This window comes from Achromobacter pestifer, assembly GCF_902859625.1.
In the GTDB taxonomy this organism is placed as follows: domain Bacteria; phylum Pseudomonadota; class Gammaproteobacteria; order Burkholderiales; family Burkholderiaceae_B; genus Achromobacter; species Achromobacter pestifer.
On the sequence record NZ_CADIJX010000005.1, the window covers coordinates 124,639 to 141,597 of the forward strand.

A 16,959-nucleotide genomic window follows, 5' to 3' on the forward strand; every position below is an offset into this window, starting at 1 on the left:
TGAAGCAGGCGCCGGCGAAAAGGGGAAGTCAGCGGCCGACGTATCAGGAGAAAATCCTGTGCCGCCTTTAGCCGCGGTTGCCGAACAGGCCGGACAATGACGCCAGCAGATCGGCCGGGTTGACTTGCTGCCCAGGCTGCACAGCGCCGTCCGGCGTGGCTTTGTCCACCAGTTGCGGCAGCAGCGACGACAGCGAACCCAAGACGGAATCGGTGTCCTGACCGGTCTTGGCAGCCAAATCATTGACGACGCCGGGGTCAAGCACGGAACCCAGCTGGTCGGCGCTGACGGGCAGGTTCTGCCCGGTGCCTACCCATGACGCGACGATCTCGCTCAAGCCGCCCTTCTGGAAGCTGGCGATCAGGCCGCTCAGGCCGCCCGGGTACTTATTCAATTGCTCGATCAGCGCGGGCAGCATCGACGCCGAGCCCCCTTGCTGACCGCCACCAGCCATCGAGGCCAAGGTATCCAATAGACTCATCGCAGTGCTCCTGAAAAGTCGGAAAACCAGTATAGGCCCGCGTCCGGCGCAACAGGTGTCATCACCGTTACCAGACCCCCGATCTTTGCAAAACTTGTAAATCCGAGCGGTTCAACCAGCACGCTGGGCAGCCGATGCTTTCAATGCCTTCAGCGCCTTCTGCCCCGCGCGCCCGTCGGCGGGCAGGCCAAGTTCGCGCTGTGCCGCCTGCAAGGCTTGACGAGTACGGGCGCCGATCATTCCATCGGGTTCACCGATGTCATAGCCTTTGGCAATCAGCAGACGCTGCAATTCGCGTCGCTCCGCCCGCGACAAGCCCGGATCGTCCGTCGGCCAAGCCTGCACCAACGGCCCCCCGCCGCGCAGGCGGTCGGACAAATGGGCGATGGCCAGCGCGTAGCTTTCCGCGGCGTTGTACGAATACAGAGCATCGAAGTTCCGCGTCACCAGAAAGGCCGGGCCATTGCGGCCCGCAGGCAGCAGCAGGCCTGCCGGCGTATCGCCTGCGGGCAAGGCCTGCCCATCGACGCGCGTGACTCCCTGTTTGGCCCACGACGACATCGGACGCTTGTTCTTGCGGCCCGCGCCCGCAGTGTCCACGCCGGCGGGAAGCTTCACCTCGTAGCCCCACGCCAGCGACGGATTCCAGCCGGCGCGCTTCAGGAAATTCGCGGTGGACGCCAGCGCATCAGGCACGCTATCGACCAGATCGCGACGGCCGTCGCCATCAAAGTCCACGGCCAGCCGCAGATACGTGGACGGCATGAACTGGGTCTGCCCGAACGCACCGGCCCAGGACCCGACCAGCCGATCGGGCGCAATGTGCTCGTCCTGAATGATCTTCAAGGTGGCGAAGAACTCACCCCGGAAATAGGCCTGCCGACGGCCGAAGCAGGACAGCGTGGACAAGGAGGTCAGCAGCGGCCGGCCGCCCAGCGTGCGGCCAAAATTGCTTTCCACGCCCCATACGGCGGCGATGGTGGCCGGATCCACGCCATAACGCGCGGCAGCCCGGTCCAGGTCGGCACGCCAGCGCGCCATGCCGGCCTGCCCGTCCGCCACCCGTTCGTCATCGACCAGCCCGGCCATGTAGTCCCAGATCGGCGTCTTGAATTCAGGCTGGGCATCCAACAGGTCGATGACGGCCATGTCGGGCACGAGCCCCGCCGTGTGCGTATCGAAGGTGGCGCCCGATACGCCCGCCTTGAGCGCGGGGCCGCGCAACTGCGACAGGCACGCAGCAAAGGGCTCGGCGGCTTGCACCGTCTGGGCAGCGCCCGTCAGCAAGGTCATGGCGGTGCCGGTGAGCACGGTGGCCAGTAGAAACTTCATGCTTGGATGTCCTTGGGAAATAATGGCGCGGATACAGGGCACTGCAAGACCCCTTGCATCAACCGGCTTGCAACGCGGCAAGCTCGGCGTCGTCGAAACCCGCGGCGCGACGCGCCTCCAGGTTGAAAGGGCCGCGCAGCCGGGGCGCGTCGTACTGCTGCGCGAGCTCGGCATAGCAGGCAACCGGTGCCTTGCCTGCCTGCGCGCACAGTTGCTTGAACCAGTGGTTGCCGATGGCGACATGGCCGATCTCGTCCCGCAGGATGATGTCGACGATGGCTGCGCTGTCCGCGTCCCCCGCGCCGGCAAGCTTGTTGCGAATCATGGGCGAGGCATCCAGGCCGCGCGCCTCCAGCGTACGCGGCACCAGCGCCAGGCGGGCCAGCAGATCGTCCCGTGTTCGTTCCGCCATGTCCCACAGTCCGTTATGCGCCGGGAAGTCACCGTAGGCAAAGCCCAGCGTGGCCAGCCGCTGGCGCAGCAGGTCGAAGTGATAGGCCTCTTCGCGGGCGACGCGCAGCCAATCCCGGTAAAAGGCGTCGGGCATGTCGGCAAAGCGCCAGAGAATGTCCAACGCCAGGTTGACGGCGTTGAATTCGATGTGGGCCAGCGCATGCAGGAGCGCCGCGCGCCCCTCTTGTGTGGCCATTGAACGATGCTTGACCTGCGCGGGCGCCACCAGTTCGGGCCGGGCCGGGCGTCCCGGCAAGCCGGCGGGCGCCGCGAATTCCCGCTGCCGGTCCAGCAGCGCGGAATCCGAGATGGCGCGCACCGCCTCCATTTTTTCTGGCCATTCCAACGCGGCCAGCGCCGCCAGCGCCTGCCCGCGCAGGCAGTCCGGACGCGGCCCTTGCGGCGTGGCAAGGATCGTATTGCGGTCCATGATGTGTGCAAACCTCAAGCGGCGCAGCGCCGCTGAAAACCTGAAAAAACCAACGGTTTCAATACCGTGCATGGACGAAGACTTTATCATTCACGGATGGATTCCCTGCGCCTGACCATTGAAACCGACCTGTCCCGCATCGACGCCCAAGCCTGGGACGCCCTGGCCGGGGACCAGCCCTTTTTGCGGCACGCTTTTCTATGCGCCCTGCACGAGACGGGCTGTGCGGCGCCGGGCACGGGTTGGGCCCCGCATTACCTGGCGCTATGGCGCGACGGCGGGCTGGCCGCGGCCACGCCCCTCTACCTGAAATCCCATTCGCGCGGCGAGTATGTATTCGACTACGCCTGGGCCGACGCCTTTCAGCGCCACGGCATGCGTTATTACCCGAAGCTGTTGTCGGCCATTCCCTTCACGCCGGTGACGGGGCCGCGCCTGCTGGCGTCCAACGACGAAGACCGCGCCACCCTGGTGCGCGGCTTGGTCGCCTTCGCCGAGGAAATCAAGGTGTCGTCGCTGCATCTGTTGTTCCCGTCAGATGCCGACCTGCAAGCGTTGCGCGATGCCGGCTTCATGATCCGGGAAAGCGTGCAATTCCATTGGACCAATGCCGGTTTTGCGGATTTCGACGCTTTCCTGGCGCTGATGAGCCACGACAAGCGCAAGAAGATTCGCCAAGACAGAAAGAAGGTCGCTGCCGCCGGCCTGTCGTTCCGGTGGTTGCGCGGCGCCCAGATCAGCGAGGCCGATCTGGACTTCTTCTACGACTGCTATTGCCGCACCTATTTCAGCCATGGCAATCCGCCATATCTGAACCGTGACTTCTTCCAGCGGGCGCATCGCGAGCAAGCCGATGCCTTTGTCCTGATCCTGGCCGAACGCGATGGCGTGCCGGTGGCCGCAGCCCTGAACCTGGCGGGCGGCGACGCCTTGTATGGCCGCTACTGGGGGGCGACGGAATATGTGCCCGGGCTGCATTTCGAGACCTGCTACATGCAGTCGATCGCGTATTGCATTGCCCACGGCATCGCCCGTTTCGAGGGCGGCGCGCAGGGTGAGCACAAGATGGCGCGCGGGCTGCTGCCCACCCCGACGTGGTCGGCGCATTGGGTGGCGCACCCGGGTTTCGCCGAGGCGATCCAGAACTTCCTGGACGAAGAGACGTCGGCGGTGACGGACTATCTGGGAGAACTTGAGGGCCACACGCCGTTCAAGGACCGCGTCTAGCCCACCACCCGCTACAGGAAGCGGTCAAGCATCTTGCGGCTGTGCTTGTCCAGCGACAGGATGTCGCGCACCAGATAGAAGATGCCATGGCTGTCGGCGATCAGCAGCGTCTGCGGGCTGAGCCGGCGGATGTCTTCTTCGCCACGCAGCACGAAGGACGTCGGGCCGCGATCCGTTTCCACCTTCCAGGTGCTGGGCGTGGCGAACGTGGACACGCTGGCCAGCCTGCGGATCTCGGGCATGAATTCCCGGCCAGCCAGTTCTTCCTCGATCAGCGCGCGAGGGCCGTCCGGCACATCGGACAAGTGTTCAATCCACAATAGCTCGTGCCCATCACTGGTCACCAGCGACAGGCCTCGGCCCGCCTCGCTGATCGGGAAGGCGCGCACGGGGATGACCCCTTCGTGCGTTTCACCATCGGCGGATTCATATTCCAGGCGCCCGAAGGCATTGCGGCGCAGCTGAAAGGTCGGCAACGTCATGACGATAATCCCGTTTCCACGTCAGGCCACTGCGGCCATGTCTTCGCTGCCCGACGACTGCGCGTCGGCTTCCGCCTGGCGCGCTTGCGCCTGGTAGAGGCGATAGTAGGCGCCCTCTCGGGCCATCAATTCTTCGTGCGGGCCCTGCTCCACGATCTGGCCACGGTCCAGCACGACCAGACGGTCGGCCTTGCGCAACGTGCTCAGACGGTGGGCAATGGCGATGGTCGTGCGTCCGCGCACCAGATTGTCCAGCGCCTTCTGGATTTCCTTTTCCGTCGTGGTGTCCACCGACGACGTGGCTTCATCCAGGATCAGAATGCGCGGATCGATCAACAACGCGCGGGCAATCGAAATGCGCTGGCGTTCACCGCCCGACAATGCCTGGCCGCGTTCACCCACCAACGAGTCATAACCGTGCGGCAAGCGCAGGATGAATTCGTGGGCATGCGCGGCACGGGCAGCCGCCACGATCTCGTCGCGCGTCGCATCCGGTTTGCCGTAAGCGATGTTCTCGGCGATGGTGCCAAAGAACAGGAAAGGCTCTTGCAACACCAGCCCGATGTTGCGGCGGTAGTCCGCCACGCGCACCGAACGGATGTCGGCGCCGTCCACCAGCACCGCGCCTTCGGACACATCATAGAAGCGGCAGATCAGGTTGATCAGCGTGCTCTTGCCCGAACCGCTGTGGCCCACCAGGCCAATCATTTCACCCGGAGCGATGGTCAGGTCCAACCCACGGATGACCTGGCGGTTGCCATAGCGAAAACCCACGTCGCGCAATTCAATGCGGCCGTTGATCTGGGGCAGCTTGGCGGGATTCTGCGGTTCCGGCACGCTGGACACGTGGTCCAGGATGTCAAAGATGCGCTTGGCGCCGGCTGCCGCCTTTTGCGTGACCGAGACAATGCGGCTCATCGAATCCAGCCGCAGGTAGAAGCGGCCGATATACGCCAGGAATGCGGCCAGCACGCCTACCGTGATCTGCTTTTGCGAGACTTGCCAGATACCGAAGATCCACACGACCAGCAGGCCCACTTCCGTCAGCAAGGTGACGGTGGGCGAAAACAGCGACCAGGTCGTGTTCACGCGGTCGTTGACTTCCAGGTTGCGGTTGTTGGCTTCGCGGAAACGCGCGACTTCGCGCTTTTCCTGGGCAAACGCCTTGACCACGCGGATGCCCGGGATGGTGTCGGCCAGCACGTTGGTGATCTCGGACCAGATGCGGTCGACTTTTTCAAAGCCATGACGCAAGCGGTCACGCACCGCGTGGATCATCCAGATGATGAACGGCAGCGGCACCAACGTGACCAATGCCAGCCACGGATTGATCGTCACCAGGATCACCGCCGTCATGACGATCATCAGGATGTCGGTGGCGAAGTCCAGCAAATGCAGCGACAGGAACACGCAAATGCGGTCGGTTTCGCTACCGATGCGCGAGATCAGGTCGCCCGTGCGCTTGCCACCGAAATACTCCAGCGACAGCTGCTGCAAATGCTCATAAGTGGTGGTGCGCAGGTCGGCGCCAATGCGCTCGCTGACCCAGGCCAGGATGTAGGTCCGGGCCCAGCCCAGCCCCCAGGCCAGGAAAGCGGACCCCAACAGGCCACTCAGGTACAGGCGGACCTTGCCGTAGTCGATCGGTGCGCCATTCTGGAACGGAATCAGCACGTCATCCATCAGCGGCATGGTCAGATACGGCGGCACCAGCGTGGCGGCGGTGCCCAGCAGCGTCAGGATGAACCCGGCCAGCAACGGGCCTCGGTATGGGCGCGCGAAACGCCACAGGCGCAACAGCGCCCACGTGGAGGACGGCGCCGCCTGTTCCTGGTTGCAGGTCGGGCATTCTTCATCGCCTGCGGGAATAACGCCATTACAGATAGTGCAGGTGCGTTCCACCGGCGCTTCCGGCTGATGACCGGACAGCCGGATCGCCTGCTGCGCCTCGAATTGAGCCAGCAGCCGCAACGCGGCGGGATTCCGAGCCAGCGTGAACCGCCAGATCGCCAGGCGCGCGGAATCGTCGTGTAGTTCCAGCACGGCGGCGCCGGCGTGGTCGGTCAGATTCAGTGTTAATTGGGGGCCATAGCTCCACGTTTCCCAACCGGTATCGGAGGAATTGCGGGCCAGCAGGCGGCGATCAGTCGCCGCAATCAATCCAGGCTGGAACTTCAGCCGCTGATCCAGGTCTATTTCAACCCAGGCCAGCAGGCTTTCGCCCTCCGCCAGTTCAGCGCGGATTTGATCCTGCCAGCGGGCAGGAAAGGCATCGGCACGGCCGGAAAGCAGGTGTGGTTTTTTCATTGGAACGCATACCGGGCCAGGACTCTGCCCTACTAGGCGGCAACCGGTTCACCACCCACGGCGGCAAACGTGTCCCTTCCTTACAACACAACGAGTTCACGCCTTGAAGGCGTCGTATAGTAGCAGCCGATTTTTCTAATTAGGAATATCTGGGATCCCCCACTCGTTGGCATTATTCTTAAGGCGCATCCCCCATAAATTCGTCAATGAATTCGCGGTCTTACATAGGGGAGTCCGCGCGTGCCAACCTGCTTCTCAAGTAAATTAAAACATGAAAAAGAAAGACATTGAATTTCTCGATGTCGTGGCTTTGCGCGGCCCGAACATTTGGACGTATCGCCCGGTCCTTGAAGCGTGGGTGGATATTGGTGAATTGGAGGATTATCCGTCCAACACCATTCCTGGGTTTTACGAGCGCCTGTCTGAATGGCTGCCAAGCCTGATCGAGCACCGTTGCAGCCCCGGCGTGCGCGGCGGCTTTCTGGCCCGCCTGAAGGAAGGGACCTGGCCCGGCCACATTCTTGAACATGTCACCCTGGAATTGCAGAATCTGGCCGGTTTGCGCGGCGGCTTCGGCAAGGCCCGGGAAACCTCCACTCGCGGCGTCTATAAGGTCGTCGTGCGCGCGTGGCAGGAGCAAGTCACCCGCACGGCCTTGAATGAAGCCCGCGACCTGGTGATGGCGGCTATCGAAGACCGCCCGTTCGACGTCCCGGCCTCGATCTCCAAGCTGCGCAGCCTGGTGGACAGGCATTGCCTGGGCCCCAGCACGGCCTGCATCGTGGATGCCGCCGACGACCGTGACATCCCTTATATCCGCCTGTTCGAGGGCAACCTTGTGCAATTTGGCTACGGTTCGGCCCAGCGCCGGATCTGGACTGCCGAAACCGACCGCACCAGCGCCATCGCCGAAGGGATCTCGCGCGACAAGGATCTGACCAAGGAATTGTTGTCGACCTGCGGCGTGCCAGTGCCGGAAGGCCGCCTGGTGCGTAGCGAGGACGACGCCTGGGAAGCCGCTGAAGACATCGGCCTGCCCGTCGTGGTCAAGCCTTATGACGGCAACCACGGCCGGGGCGTGTTCACCAACCTGACCACCCGCGACGAAGTCGTTTCCGCCTACCGCGTAGCCGTGGACGAAGGCAGCGGAGTGATCGTCGAGCGCTTCGTGCTGGGCAATGAACACCGCCTGCTGGTGGTGGGCAACCGCATGGTGGCCGCCGCCGCTGGCGAACCGGCCTGGGTGACGGGCGACGGCACGTCCACCGTGACCGAACTGATCGACAGCCAGATCAACACCGACCCGCGCCGCGGCCGCACGGAAAACCACCCGTTGAACCCGGTTCGGCTGGATTCCGCCGCCCGGCTGGAAATCGCCCGCCAGGGCTTGTCGGAAGACAGCGTGCCGCCTGAGGGCCAGCGCGTTTTGGTGCAACGCAGCGGAAACGTCGCTTTCGACGTGACCGACCGCGTGCACCCCAGCATTGCCGCCACCGTGACCCTGGCCGCCCGTGTGGTGGGCCTGGACATCGCGGGTGTCGACCTGGTGGCCGAAGACATCACCCGCCCGCTGGCAGAACAGCGCGGCGCCATCGTGGAAGTCAACGCCGGCCCCGGGCTGCTGATGCACCTGAAGCCGGCCGACGGCACGCCGCGCCCAGTGGGCCGCGCCATCGTCGACCACCTGTTCCCCGACGGGGACGCCGGCCGCATCCCCATCGTGGGCGTCACCGGCACCAACGGCAAGACCGTCGTCGCGCGCTTGGTCGCCCGCCTGCTGCACCTGTCGGGCAAGCGTACCGGCCTGGCGTGCAGTGAAGGGCTCTACCTGGACCGCCGCCTGGTGCAAAAGGGCGACCGCGCCGACTTCGCGTCCGGCACGCGCCTGCTGATGAACCGCAATGTGGACGCCGCCGTCATTGAAAATGACAGCAGTGTCATCCTGGGCCAGGGGCTGGCCTATGACCGCTGCCAGGTGGGCGTGGTCACCAACATCGACGACGCCGACCATCTGGGCGACTTCGACATCAACGAAACCGAACGCATGTTCAATGTGTTCCGCACGCAGATCGACGTAGTCCTGCCCACCGGCGCCGCGGTGCTCAATGCGCGCGATCCGCGCGTGGTGGAAATGGCCGAGCTTTGCGACGGCGCCGTGATCTTCTTCGGCATCGATCCCGCCCTGCCCGCCATCGCTGCGCACCTGCAACAGGATGGCCGCGCGGTGTTCGTGCGCGACGGCAACATCATCCTGGCGCAAGGCGCCCACGAAGAACGCCTGGCCGCCGTGGCCGCGATTCCGTTGACGCATGGGGGCCGCGTGGCCTTCCAGACTGAAAACGTGCTGGCTGCCGTGGGTTCCGCCTGGGCACTGAACATCCCTGTCGAGCTCATTCGCGCCGGCATCGAAACCTTCGATATCGACCAGGCCGATGCGCCGTGGCAATTCACGCTGTTCGAGCGCAACGGCGGCACCGTCGTGGTGGACGACGTGCACAACGCCTCGGCACTGCGCCCATTGATCGCCGCCATCGACCAGTTCCCATCGACAACGCGCGCCGCGGTCTATTCCGCCGGCGCCGACCGCCGCGACGAGGACCTGATCGAGCAAGGCCGCCTGCTGGGTGACGCTTTCGACCGCGTCGTGCTCTATGACGACAAGACGGTCAACAGCAAGCGTCCCGAAGGCCAGGCGCGTGCCCTGTTGCGCCAGGGCCTGGCGCAAGGCAGCCGCGTGAAAGACGTCCAGGATGAGCCCGACCACGGCAAGGCCATCGAGAGCGTGCTCAACGGCATTGCGGATGGCGACTTCGCCCTGCTGCAATCCGACGAAGCGTTCTCCGGCCCCACCATCGATCTGGTCCGCCGCTGGATTCAACAATACTGACAGGAATACCTGCCATGGAAGTTTCCCGTATCCGAGCCCTGCGCGGCCCCAACCTATGGTCGAAGAACACCGCGATCGAGGCCATCGTGTCCTGCGCCGACGCCGAGTGCTCCATCGACAACCTGCCCGAGTTTGAAGCCCGCCTGCGCGCGCGGCTGCCGCAAACCGGCCTGATGCGCCCTGAAGGCCATCAAGGCGCGGTGTCGATCGCCCACGTCTTGCAGATCGTCGCCTTGACGATGCAGGCGCATGCCGGCTGCCCCGTCACGTTTGGCCGCACCTCGTCCACCATTGAGCCTGGCGTGTTCCAGGTGGTGGTCGAATACAGCGAAGAAGAAGTGGGCATTCTGGCGATGGAACTGGCGCAGGCGCTGGTGCGCGCGGCGCTGGATGACACCCCGTTCGACTTCGCCAACGCGCTCAAGCGCCTGCGCGAACTGGACGAAGACGTGCGTCTGGGACCCAGCACGGGCTCCATCGTGAACGCCGCCATCGCCCGCAACATCCCCTACCGCCGCCTGACGCAAGGCAGCATGGTGCAATTCGGCTGGGGCAGCAAGCAACGCCGCATCCAGGCCGCTGAAACCGACCTGACCAGCGCCATCTCGGAATCGATCGCGCAGGACAAGGACCTGACCAAGATGCTGCTGGACGCCGCCGGCGTGCCCGTGCCCATGGGCCGTTCGGTGACCTCGGCCGAAGCGGCTTGGGAAGCGGCTGAGGAACTGGGTGGCCCCGTGGTCGTCAAGCCGCGCGACGGCAGCCAGGGGCGCGGCGTGGCCGTGAACATCGAAACGCGCGAACGGGTGATCCAGGCCTTTGAAGTGGCCGAAGAGATCAGTTCGGAAGTCATCGTCGAACGCTATATCCCCGGCCACGATTTCCGTCTGCTGGTCGTGGGTGGCGCACTGGTGGCGGCATCGCGCCGCGATCCGCCCCAGGTCACGGGCGACGGGCAGCACACCATCCGCGAACTGGTGGACCAGGTCAACGCCGACCCCTTGCGCGGCGATGGCCACGCCACCTCGCTGACCAAGATCCGCTTTGACGACATCGCGTTGGCAACGCTGGCAAAGCAGGGCTTCGATGCCGATTCCGTGCCGCCCCCGGGCACCCTGATCTTCCTGCGCAACAACGCCAACCTCAGCACCGGCGGCTCGGCCACCGACGTGACTGACGAAGTGCATCCCGAAATGGCGGCGCGCGCCGTGTCCGCGGCCCGCATGATCGGCCTGGACATCTGCGGCGTGGACGTGGTGGCCGAAAGCGTGCATTACCCGTTGGAAGAACAGCACGGCGGCGTGGTGGAAGTGAACGCCGCGCCCGGCCTGCGCATGCACCTGAACCCGTCGTTCGGCAAGGGCCGCGCGGTGGGCGACGCCATCATCGCCAACATGTACGCGGACGGCGACGACGGCCGCATTCCGGTCGTGGCCGTTGCCGGCACCAATGGCAAGACGACGACCGTGCGCCTGACCGCCCATCTGCTGGGCGTGGCCGGCAACCGCGTTGGCATGACGAATTCCGACGGCGTTTACGTCGACAACCTGCGCATTGATACCGGTGATTGCAGCGGCCCGCGCAGTGCCCGCAGCGTGCTCATGCATCCCGATGTGGACGCCGCGGTATTTGAAACCGCACGTGGCGGCATCCTGCGCGAAGGCCTGGCGTTTGATCGCTGCAACGTGGCCATCGTCACCAACATCGGCATGGGCGACCACCTGGGTCTGGGCTACATCAGCACCGTGGAAGACCTGGCCGTGGTCAAGCGCGTGATCGTGCAGCACGTGCATCCCTCGGGCACCGCCGTGCTGAACGCCGCCGACCCCATCGTGGCGGAAATGGCGGCCAGTTGCCCAGGCTCGATCACCTACTTCGCGGAAGACCGCAACCACCCGGTGCTGGCCACGCATCGCGCGCAAGGTTTGCGTTCGGTGTACCGCGATGGCGACGCCATCGTCGCGGCCCAGGGCGCGGAAGAAACCCGCTTCCCGCTGGCCGACATCCCGCTCACCCGCAATGGCGCGATCACGTTCCAAGTCGAAAACGCCATGGCGTCGATCGCTGCCGCCTGGGCGCTGAACCTGGACTGGGATCTTATCCGTCGCGGCCTGGCCACCTTCGTGAACGACGCCCAGACCGCGCCTGGCCGCTTCAATGTGTTCGACCATCGTGGCGCCACGGTGATCGCGGATTACGGCCACAATCCGGACGCGATCCTGGCGCTGGTGCGTGCGGTGGACGCCATGCCCGCCAAGCGCCGGTCGGTCGTCATCAGCGGGGCGGGTGACCGCCGCGATGAAGACATCCGCATGCAGACGGAAATCCTGGGCGCCGCTTTTGACGACGTGCTGCTGTATCAGGACCAATGCCAACGCGGCCGCGCCGACGGCGAAGTGCTGGCGCTGTTGCAGGAGGGCCTGGTCGGCGCCCCGCGCACCACGCACATCGAAGAGATCCACGGCGAGTTCCTGGCGATCGACACCGCCCTGGCACGCCTCTCACCCGGCGACCTGTGCTTGATCCTGGTCGATCAGGTGGAAGAGGCGCTGGGCCATATCGCCCGCCGCATCGCCGAAGGCTGACCCGTCCAAGGTTCTCCGCCTTGACGGTCATGCAAACGGGGCGCTCTGGCGCCCCGTTTGCATGTGCGGTGTTGGCTTGTCAGCCCCTTGCCCGCCACGTCACCCGCGGGCGGCTTCCACAGGCGCAGTCGCCTGATATCGGTCTGTCACGTGGGTGCATCCCACAGCGGCCATGGCGGCCAGCGTCAACAAGATCGCGCTACAAAGTCGTTGCGTCATGCGTGCCCTTCTCCCATTCCTGTTGGTGAACCGCGGCGGGTTCCGCCATGACTATACCGGGGCGCCTCGGCAGCGGCCAGCACGGCCCGGCCCTACCCGTGCCGCACCTCCCGTTACTAGCCCCAATCAAAAGGGGACAAAACATTGCGGAAATGTAACACCGCGATCTAGTACGCCTGACAGTCCCGCCCGTCGGAGATCGGTGCGAATACCCGACCTGGCACCGTTACATTTGCCCACAGCCAGGTTTGACAGGCCCGAACGCCGGCTCGTACGGTAGGGGCTAGCTGATCAGTGTCCAACTCAACCGCGATTGCAAGGCTTATCGGCCATAGGCCAGGCGTCGCAAGCAGACAGAGAGAGGTCACCATGAATAACGACATCATCGCCGGCAAGTGGAAGCAACTGACCGGAAAGGCGAAAGCAGCCTGGGGTGAACTCACCGACGACGAGTTGACCCGTAGTGAAGGCAACGCCGAACGCTTGGCTGGCTTGATCCAGGAGCGTTATGGCAAGACCAAGGAACAAGCGCAAAAGGAAGTCCGGGATTTCTTCGACCGCAATCCCTGAACCCCATCACCGCCTTGATCGGTCGAAACCACTGGAGAAGCTGACATGTTGCACTACGCCGTAGTTTTCTTCGTCATCGCGATCATCGCGGCGGTTCTCGGCTTCGGCGGCATTGCCGCTGGTGCCGCGGGTATCGCCAAGATCCTGTTCTTCGTCTTCCTGGTGCTGGCGCTCTTGTCCATCCTGAGCGGCGCCCTCCGGAAAAAATAGAACACGCAGATAGAAAGCGTACCCCCCTAGCGTTTGAATACTCGTTGCGTCATGCACGCAACGATCAACAGGAATAAGGAGCATGACTATGGAAATTCGTAAGCTGATCGCCGCCGCTGCACTGGGAACGGGCGCTGCCTTCACTTCCATGGCCTTTGCGGCCGATGATGGCAAGCCCAAGCAATCCGTGGGCGAATATGCATCCGATACGACCGTGACCACCAAGGTCAAGGCCGCCTTCGTGGCCGACAAGCAACTGAGCGCCCTGGAAATCGCGGTGGAAACCAATAATGGGGTTGCCACGCTGACGGGCTCGGTAGGCACCGCCGCCGAAGCCGATCACGCCGCCACCGTCGCCCGAGGCGTGGAAGGCGTCAAGCAGGTCATGAACAACATCAAGGTCGATCCCGCCAAGAACCGGAAGTAAGGTCGGAATCGTTTCCTACTGAAGCCTAGAGAAAAAAGCGGCGCCTGTGTCGGACACAGGCGCCGCTTTTACGTCGGGCGTTTGGAATCCGCCAGCGTTAAATGCTGACCGTGCCCCGGCCGATCTCCAACGCGCGGCCACCCACCTGGATCCGGCCATCGGTCAGCACGTCCAGCAACAGGCGGCAGGGCCTGCCCATCTGGTCGCCTTGTTCGACCAGGATACTGGCCGGCAAGGGGCGCTTCTGGTGAATCAGCCAGCCACCCAGATTGGCGCAGGCCGATCCCGTGCCCGCATCTTCATCCACGCCCCCGCCCGCCTTGGCGAAGAAATAGCGGGCCACCACGACCTGGCGCGTGCCCTGCACATTGCCTTCATCGAAAGCGAACACATAGAGCGTCTTGCGTCCCAGGCTGCTGGCCTGCCAGCGATTGAGCTTGGAACCGTCAGGCGCGGCGCGGCGCACTGCGTCAACACTGGCCAAGGGCACCAGCAATTGGTCCGCACCGGTGTCCACCCAAATCGGGTCGCCCAGCAAGTCACCGGATTCCAGCCCCACCAGGCCGGCGATCTCTGCACGGTCCAGCTCAGGCGGCGCCGTGCGCACGCCATCGGGACATGGCGCCGTGAAGGTCCAGGCGTCGCCGTTCGCCTCAACCGGCACGACGCCCGCCTTGAATTCCAGCGTCAGCGCGTCACCCGTCTTGCGCAGGTCGCGCACGACTTGGGACGTGCCAATGGTGGGATGGCCCGCGAACTTCATTTCGTAGCCTGGCGTGAAGATGCGAACGCGCGCATCCGCGCGATCGGATGGCAGGATGAAGGTGGTTTCGGACAGGTTGAACTGCGCGGCCAGATTCAACATCGTCGCGTCGTCCATGCCGCGCGCGTCTTCAAACACGCATAGCTGGTTGCCGCTAAAGGTGGAAGCCGCAAAAACGTTAAGCAGGCGGAACGAGTAGGAAGCCATGGAGATGCATCAGGAAGAAGGCGCCGGTCAGTCCGGCGGAGCCTTCCACTTTATCGCAGCGCCACGCTTCGAGCCATCAAGCAGTGCTTACCAGATCGCAAAGAAAAACACCCAGGCCAGACAGAACGGCGCCAGGCCGGCCGCCAACACAAGCCAGGCCGCAAGCTTGCGGAGCCCGCTGGCCAGACGCGGCTTCAACAACCGGGCGAACAGGCGCAAGGTCCACAACACAGCCAGCGTCAGCAGCGTGAAGCGCACGGGTCCCGCCCAGGCGGCTTGCACGCCTTCATGCTTGAGCAGGTTGACGGTGGTGGCGGACAGCCCCAGGAACACGCCAATGCCGGCGGCCGGAATCAGCCCCTGGGCCAGTTTGTGGACGCCAGGGCGGATCCAGCGCGTCGCCGGTGCATCCGGCTGAGCCGCGGCCGGGGCCAGACGGTCGGCGATCCACAACGACAGGAAGCTTGCGCCGCCCACGATGATCGTCGCACCGATGACGAACATCAGGATGCCGGCCCCATCCAGCCATGAAAAGCTGTCGTTCACATCCGGATAGTGGGTCAGGATGAACCAGGGCGCATTGTCCATCAGCGGCCACAGGATGTCGTGTTCGACCAGCCAGGTGGCGGCCCACTGCTTGGCGGTCACGAACCAGGGGCTGGCGCTCCAGAGGAAGGCGCCGATCGCGATGCCCATCAGTCCGAAGCACAGCAAAACGGTCTGCCAGGCGTCGCCGTCCGCGACGTGCACGATCTCTTCCTCGGGCGAACGCGGCGTCAATTCGATCGCGCCGCGGTAACCGCTGCATCGACCGCAAACGTGGCAATCGCCGGCACCCTTCATATGGCGAAGCGGCACCAGCGGCGCACAGTTGATGGCTTCAATCCGGATGACCGGATGCCGCCATTTCTCTTCGTCGACTTTAAAGTGCCACGGCGCCAGCTTGGCCAGCAGATTGAACACGCCGTTGACCGGGCACAGGTACTTGCACCACACCCGCTTGCTGCGGCCATAGCGCCAGCCGACGATCATCGCCGCCACGGTAGACCCGCCCAGCACGGCCAGCACGGCCAGCGGATACTGGTACACGCTGACAAGCTGGCCATAGACCGTCGTCAGCGCAAAGGCCACGAACGGCCAGCCGCCCCAGCGCATCCATTTGGGAATCGCGCGGCCCTGCCCCCGTTCGCTGGCCCATTCGGTCAGCATGCCTTCCGGACAGAGCCAGCCACACCAGGCGCGGCCCAGGATCGGCATGGAAATCAGCACGAACGGCCACCAGACGCCCCAGAAGGCAAACTGCGCCACGATCGTCAGGTTATTGAAGACCGATGCCGCGTTGCCGGGCAAAGGAAGGATCGCGGGCACGATCAAAAGGAACGCATATATCGCAACAATGCCCCACTGAAGCTTGCGCAACAGCGGGGCATGGTCACGGAGAAAATCGGCGATCCGGGAAGTCACCCTCCCGAGTACAGCTGCCATGTTCAAACCTTCATTGTTCAGTCCGGCATCACGTCGGAATCAGGATGCGCTCCGGGCGGCGGCTGGCGCGCGGACGGACTTGTTGCCCACCCAGCGCAGCAGCGCCCAGACCACGATCCAATAAGCCACCCACAACAAGACCGAGATCAGTGCCGGCAAGGCGCGGTAACCCGCGAAGTCGGCCAGGATCTTGCCCACGCCGGTGCTATCGCTCAAGAGCCACGAGCTGTCCCAGACCGGATCGATGATGGTCGGCAACACGTCCAGCGAAATCAGGTGATCCAGTCCGCCCACCAGGAGCGACCCGGCCAGCAAAAGCAACAGGATTTCGGTCACGCGGAAGAATCGGCGCCAGGTGATCAGCTTGCCGCCCAGCTGCAACAGCCAGAACGTCAGCAACGCCACGGCGAAACCCGCGACGCCAGCCAGGGCCAGCATCAACATGTTGCCGCCGCCTTCGCCCGCCGACACGGTGCCATACAGGAACACCACGGTTTCGCTGCCTTCGCGGGCCACGGCAATGGCCACCAGCACGAACAGGCCCCACCAATTGTCGTTGGCAATGGAACTGCGCGCGCCGCTTTCCAATTCACCCTTCAGCGTGCGGCCATGCTTCTTCATCCAGACGACCATCTGCACGACCAGCGCGCAAGCCGCCAGCGACATGATGGCCTGGAACCATTCCTGGCCTTCATCGCTGAGCCAGGACGACACGCCCAGCAGCACCAGCGCCAGCGCCACGGCCAAGGCCAAGCCCGCCGCAACGCCACCCCACAGGTAATTCAGCCCGCGCTTGCCTTCAGGCGTGGAGCGTAGCCAGGTGTACAAAATGCCCACCACCAGCATGGCTTCGACGCTTTCACGCCAGACGATAAAGAGAACCTGTTCCATGTA

The 16,959-nt window shown here is 64.2% G+C and carries 14 protein-coding genes; 6 read left to right on the forward strand and 8 right to left on the reverse strand.

Annotated elements, in window-relative coordinates:
- Positions 1-67 precede the first annotated feature (67 nt).
- The 3 genes from HV753_RS19780 to HV753_RS19790 form a co-directional block, all read right to left on the reverse strand.
- Complete coding sequence (locus tag HV753_RS19780; protein WP_175176302.1) at positions 68-481, reverse strand: YidB family protein; 414 nt, start codon at positions 479-481, stop codon at positions 68-70.
- Between the two features lie 111 nt (positions 482-592).
- The gene (locus tag HV753_RS19785) at positions 593-1,837 is read right to left on the reverse strand and encodes a lytic murein transglycosylase (RefSeq protein ID WP_425485913.1); all 1,245 of its coding nucleotides are present in this window, start codon (positions 1,835-1,837) and stop codon (positions 593-595) included.
- A gap of 34 nt (positions 1,838-1,871) precedes the next feature.
- Positions 1,872-2,696 (reverse strand): ferritin-like domain-containing protein, encoded by an 825-nt coding sequence (locus HV753_RS19790; protein ID WP_175176304.1) that lies wholly within the window; start codon positions 2,694-2,696, stop codon positions 1,872-1,874.
- 96 nt (positions 2,697-2,792) lie between these two features.
- Between HV753_RS19790 and HV753_RS19795 the strand changes: the two genes are divergently transcribed.
- The gene (locus tag HV753_RS19795; RefSeq protein WP_175176305.1) at positions 2,793-3,923 is read left to right on the forward strand and encodes a GNAT family N-acetyltransferase; all 1,131 of its coding nucleotides are present in this window, start codon (positions 2,793-2,795) and stop codon (positions 3,921-3,923) included.
- Positions 3,924-3,934: 11 nt separating this feature from the next.
- On the opposite strand, the gene HV753_RS19800 is transcribed toward HV753_RS19795, so the two are convergent.
- Both HV753_RS19800 and HV753_RS19805 read right to left on the reverse strand, forming a co-directional pair.
- Positions 3,935-4,405, reverse strand: a complete 471-nt coding sequence (locus HV753_RS19800) for a cyanophycin metabolism-associated DUF1854 family protein (RefSeq protein WP_175176306.1) — start codon at positions 4,403-4,405, stop codon at positions 3,935-3,937.
- Between the two features lie 21 nt (positions 4,406-4,426).
- Positions 4,427-6,712 carry a cyanophycin metabolism-associated ABC transporter gene (locus tag HV753_RS19805; protein ID WP_175176307.1) on the reverse strand — a complete coding sequence of 762 codons (2,286 nt, stop codon included), beginning with the start codon at positions 6,710-6,712 and terminating at the stop codon, positions 4,427-4,429.
- 271 nt (positions 6,713-6,983) lie between these two features.
- Between HV753_RS19805 and cphA (HV753_RS19810) the strand changes: the two genes are divergently transcribed.
- The 5 genes from cphA (HV753_RS19810) to HV753_RS19830 all read left to right on the forward strand — a co-directional run bounded on the left by cphA (HV753_RS19810) (position 6,984) and on the right by HV753_RS19830 (position 13,610).
- Complete coding sequence (gene cphA / locus HV753_RS19810; RefSeq protein WP_175176308.1) at positions 6,984-9,599, forward strand: cyanophycin synthetase; 2,616 nt, start codon at positions 6,984-6,986, stop codon at positions 9,597-9,599.
- Between the two features lie 14 nt (positions 9,600-9,613).
- Positions 9,614-12,184, forward strand: coding sequence for a cyanophycin synthetase (cphA, locus tag HV753_RS19815; protein WP_175176309.1), 2,571 nt, complete (start codon positions 9,614-9,616; stop codon positions 12,182-12,184).
- A gap of 588 nt (positions 12,185-12,772) precedes the next feature.
- Positions 12,773-12,973: a CsbD family protein gene (locus HV753_RS19820; protein ID WP_175176310.1), complete on the forward strand. Its 201-nt coding sequence runs from the start codon at positions 12,773-12,775 to the stop codon at positions 12,971-12,973.
- A 45-nt stretch (positions 12,974-13,018) separates the two neighbouring features.
- Positions 13,019-13,183 carry a DUF1328 domain-containing protein gene (locus HV753_RS19825; RefSeq protein ID WP_006218179.1) on the forward strand — a complete coding sequence of 55 codons (165 nt, stop codon included), beginning with the start codon at positions 13,019-13,021 and terminating at the stop codon, positions 13,181-13,183.
- An 88-nt stretch (positions 13,184-13,271) separates the two neighbouring features.
- The gene (locus HV753_RS19830; RefSeq protein ID WP_175176311.1) at positions 13,272-13,610 is read left to right on the forward strand and encodes a BON domain-containing protein; all 339 of its coding nucleotides are present in this window, start codon (positions 13,272-13,274) and stop codon (positions 13,608-13,610) included.
- Between the two features lie 97 nt (positions 13,611-13,707).
- On the opposite strand, the gene HV753_RS19835 is transcribed toward HV753_RS19830, so the two are convergent.
- The 3 genes from HV753_RS19835 to HV753_RS19845 form a co-directional block, all read right to left on the reverse strand.
- Positions 13,708-14,580: a PhzF family phenazine biosynthesis protein gene (locus tag HV753_RS19835; protein WP_175176312.1), complete on the reverse strand. Its 873-nt coding sequence runs from the start codon at positions 14,578-14,580 to the stop codon at positions 13,708-13,710.
- 87 nt (positions 14,581-14,667) lie between these two features.
- Positions 14,668-16,065: a 4Fe-4S binding protein gene (locus HV753_RS19840; RefSeq protein ID WP_175176313.1), complete on the reverse strand. Its 1,398-nt coding sequence runs from the start codon at positions 16,063-16,065 to the stop codon at positions 14,668-14,670.
- 39 nt (positions 16,066-16,104) lie between these two features.
- Positions 16,105-16,956, reverse strand: coding sequence for an FTR1 family iron permease (locus tag HV753_RS19845; RefSeq protein ID WP_175176314.1), 852 nt, complete (start codon positions 16,954-16,956; stop codon positions 16,105-16,107).
- Positions 16,957-16,959: the final 3 nt, after the last annotated feature.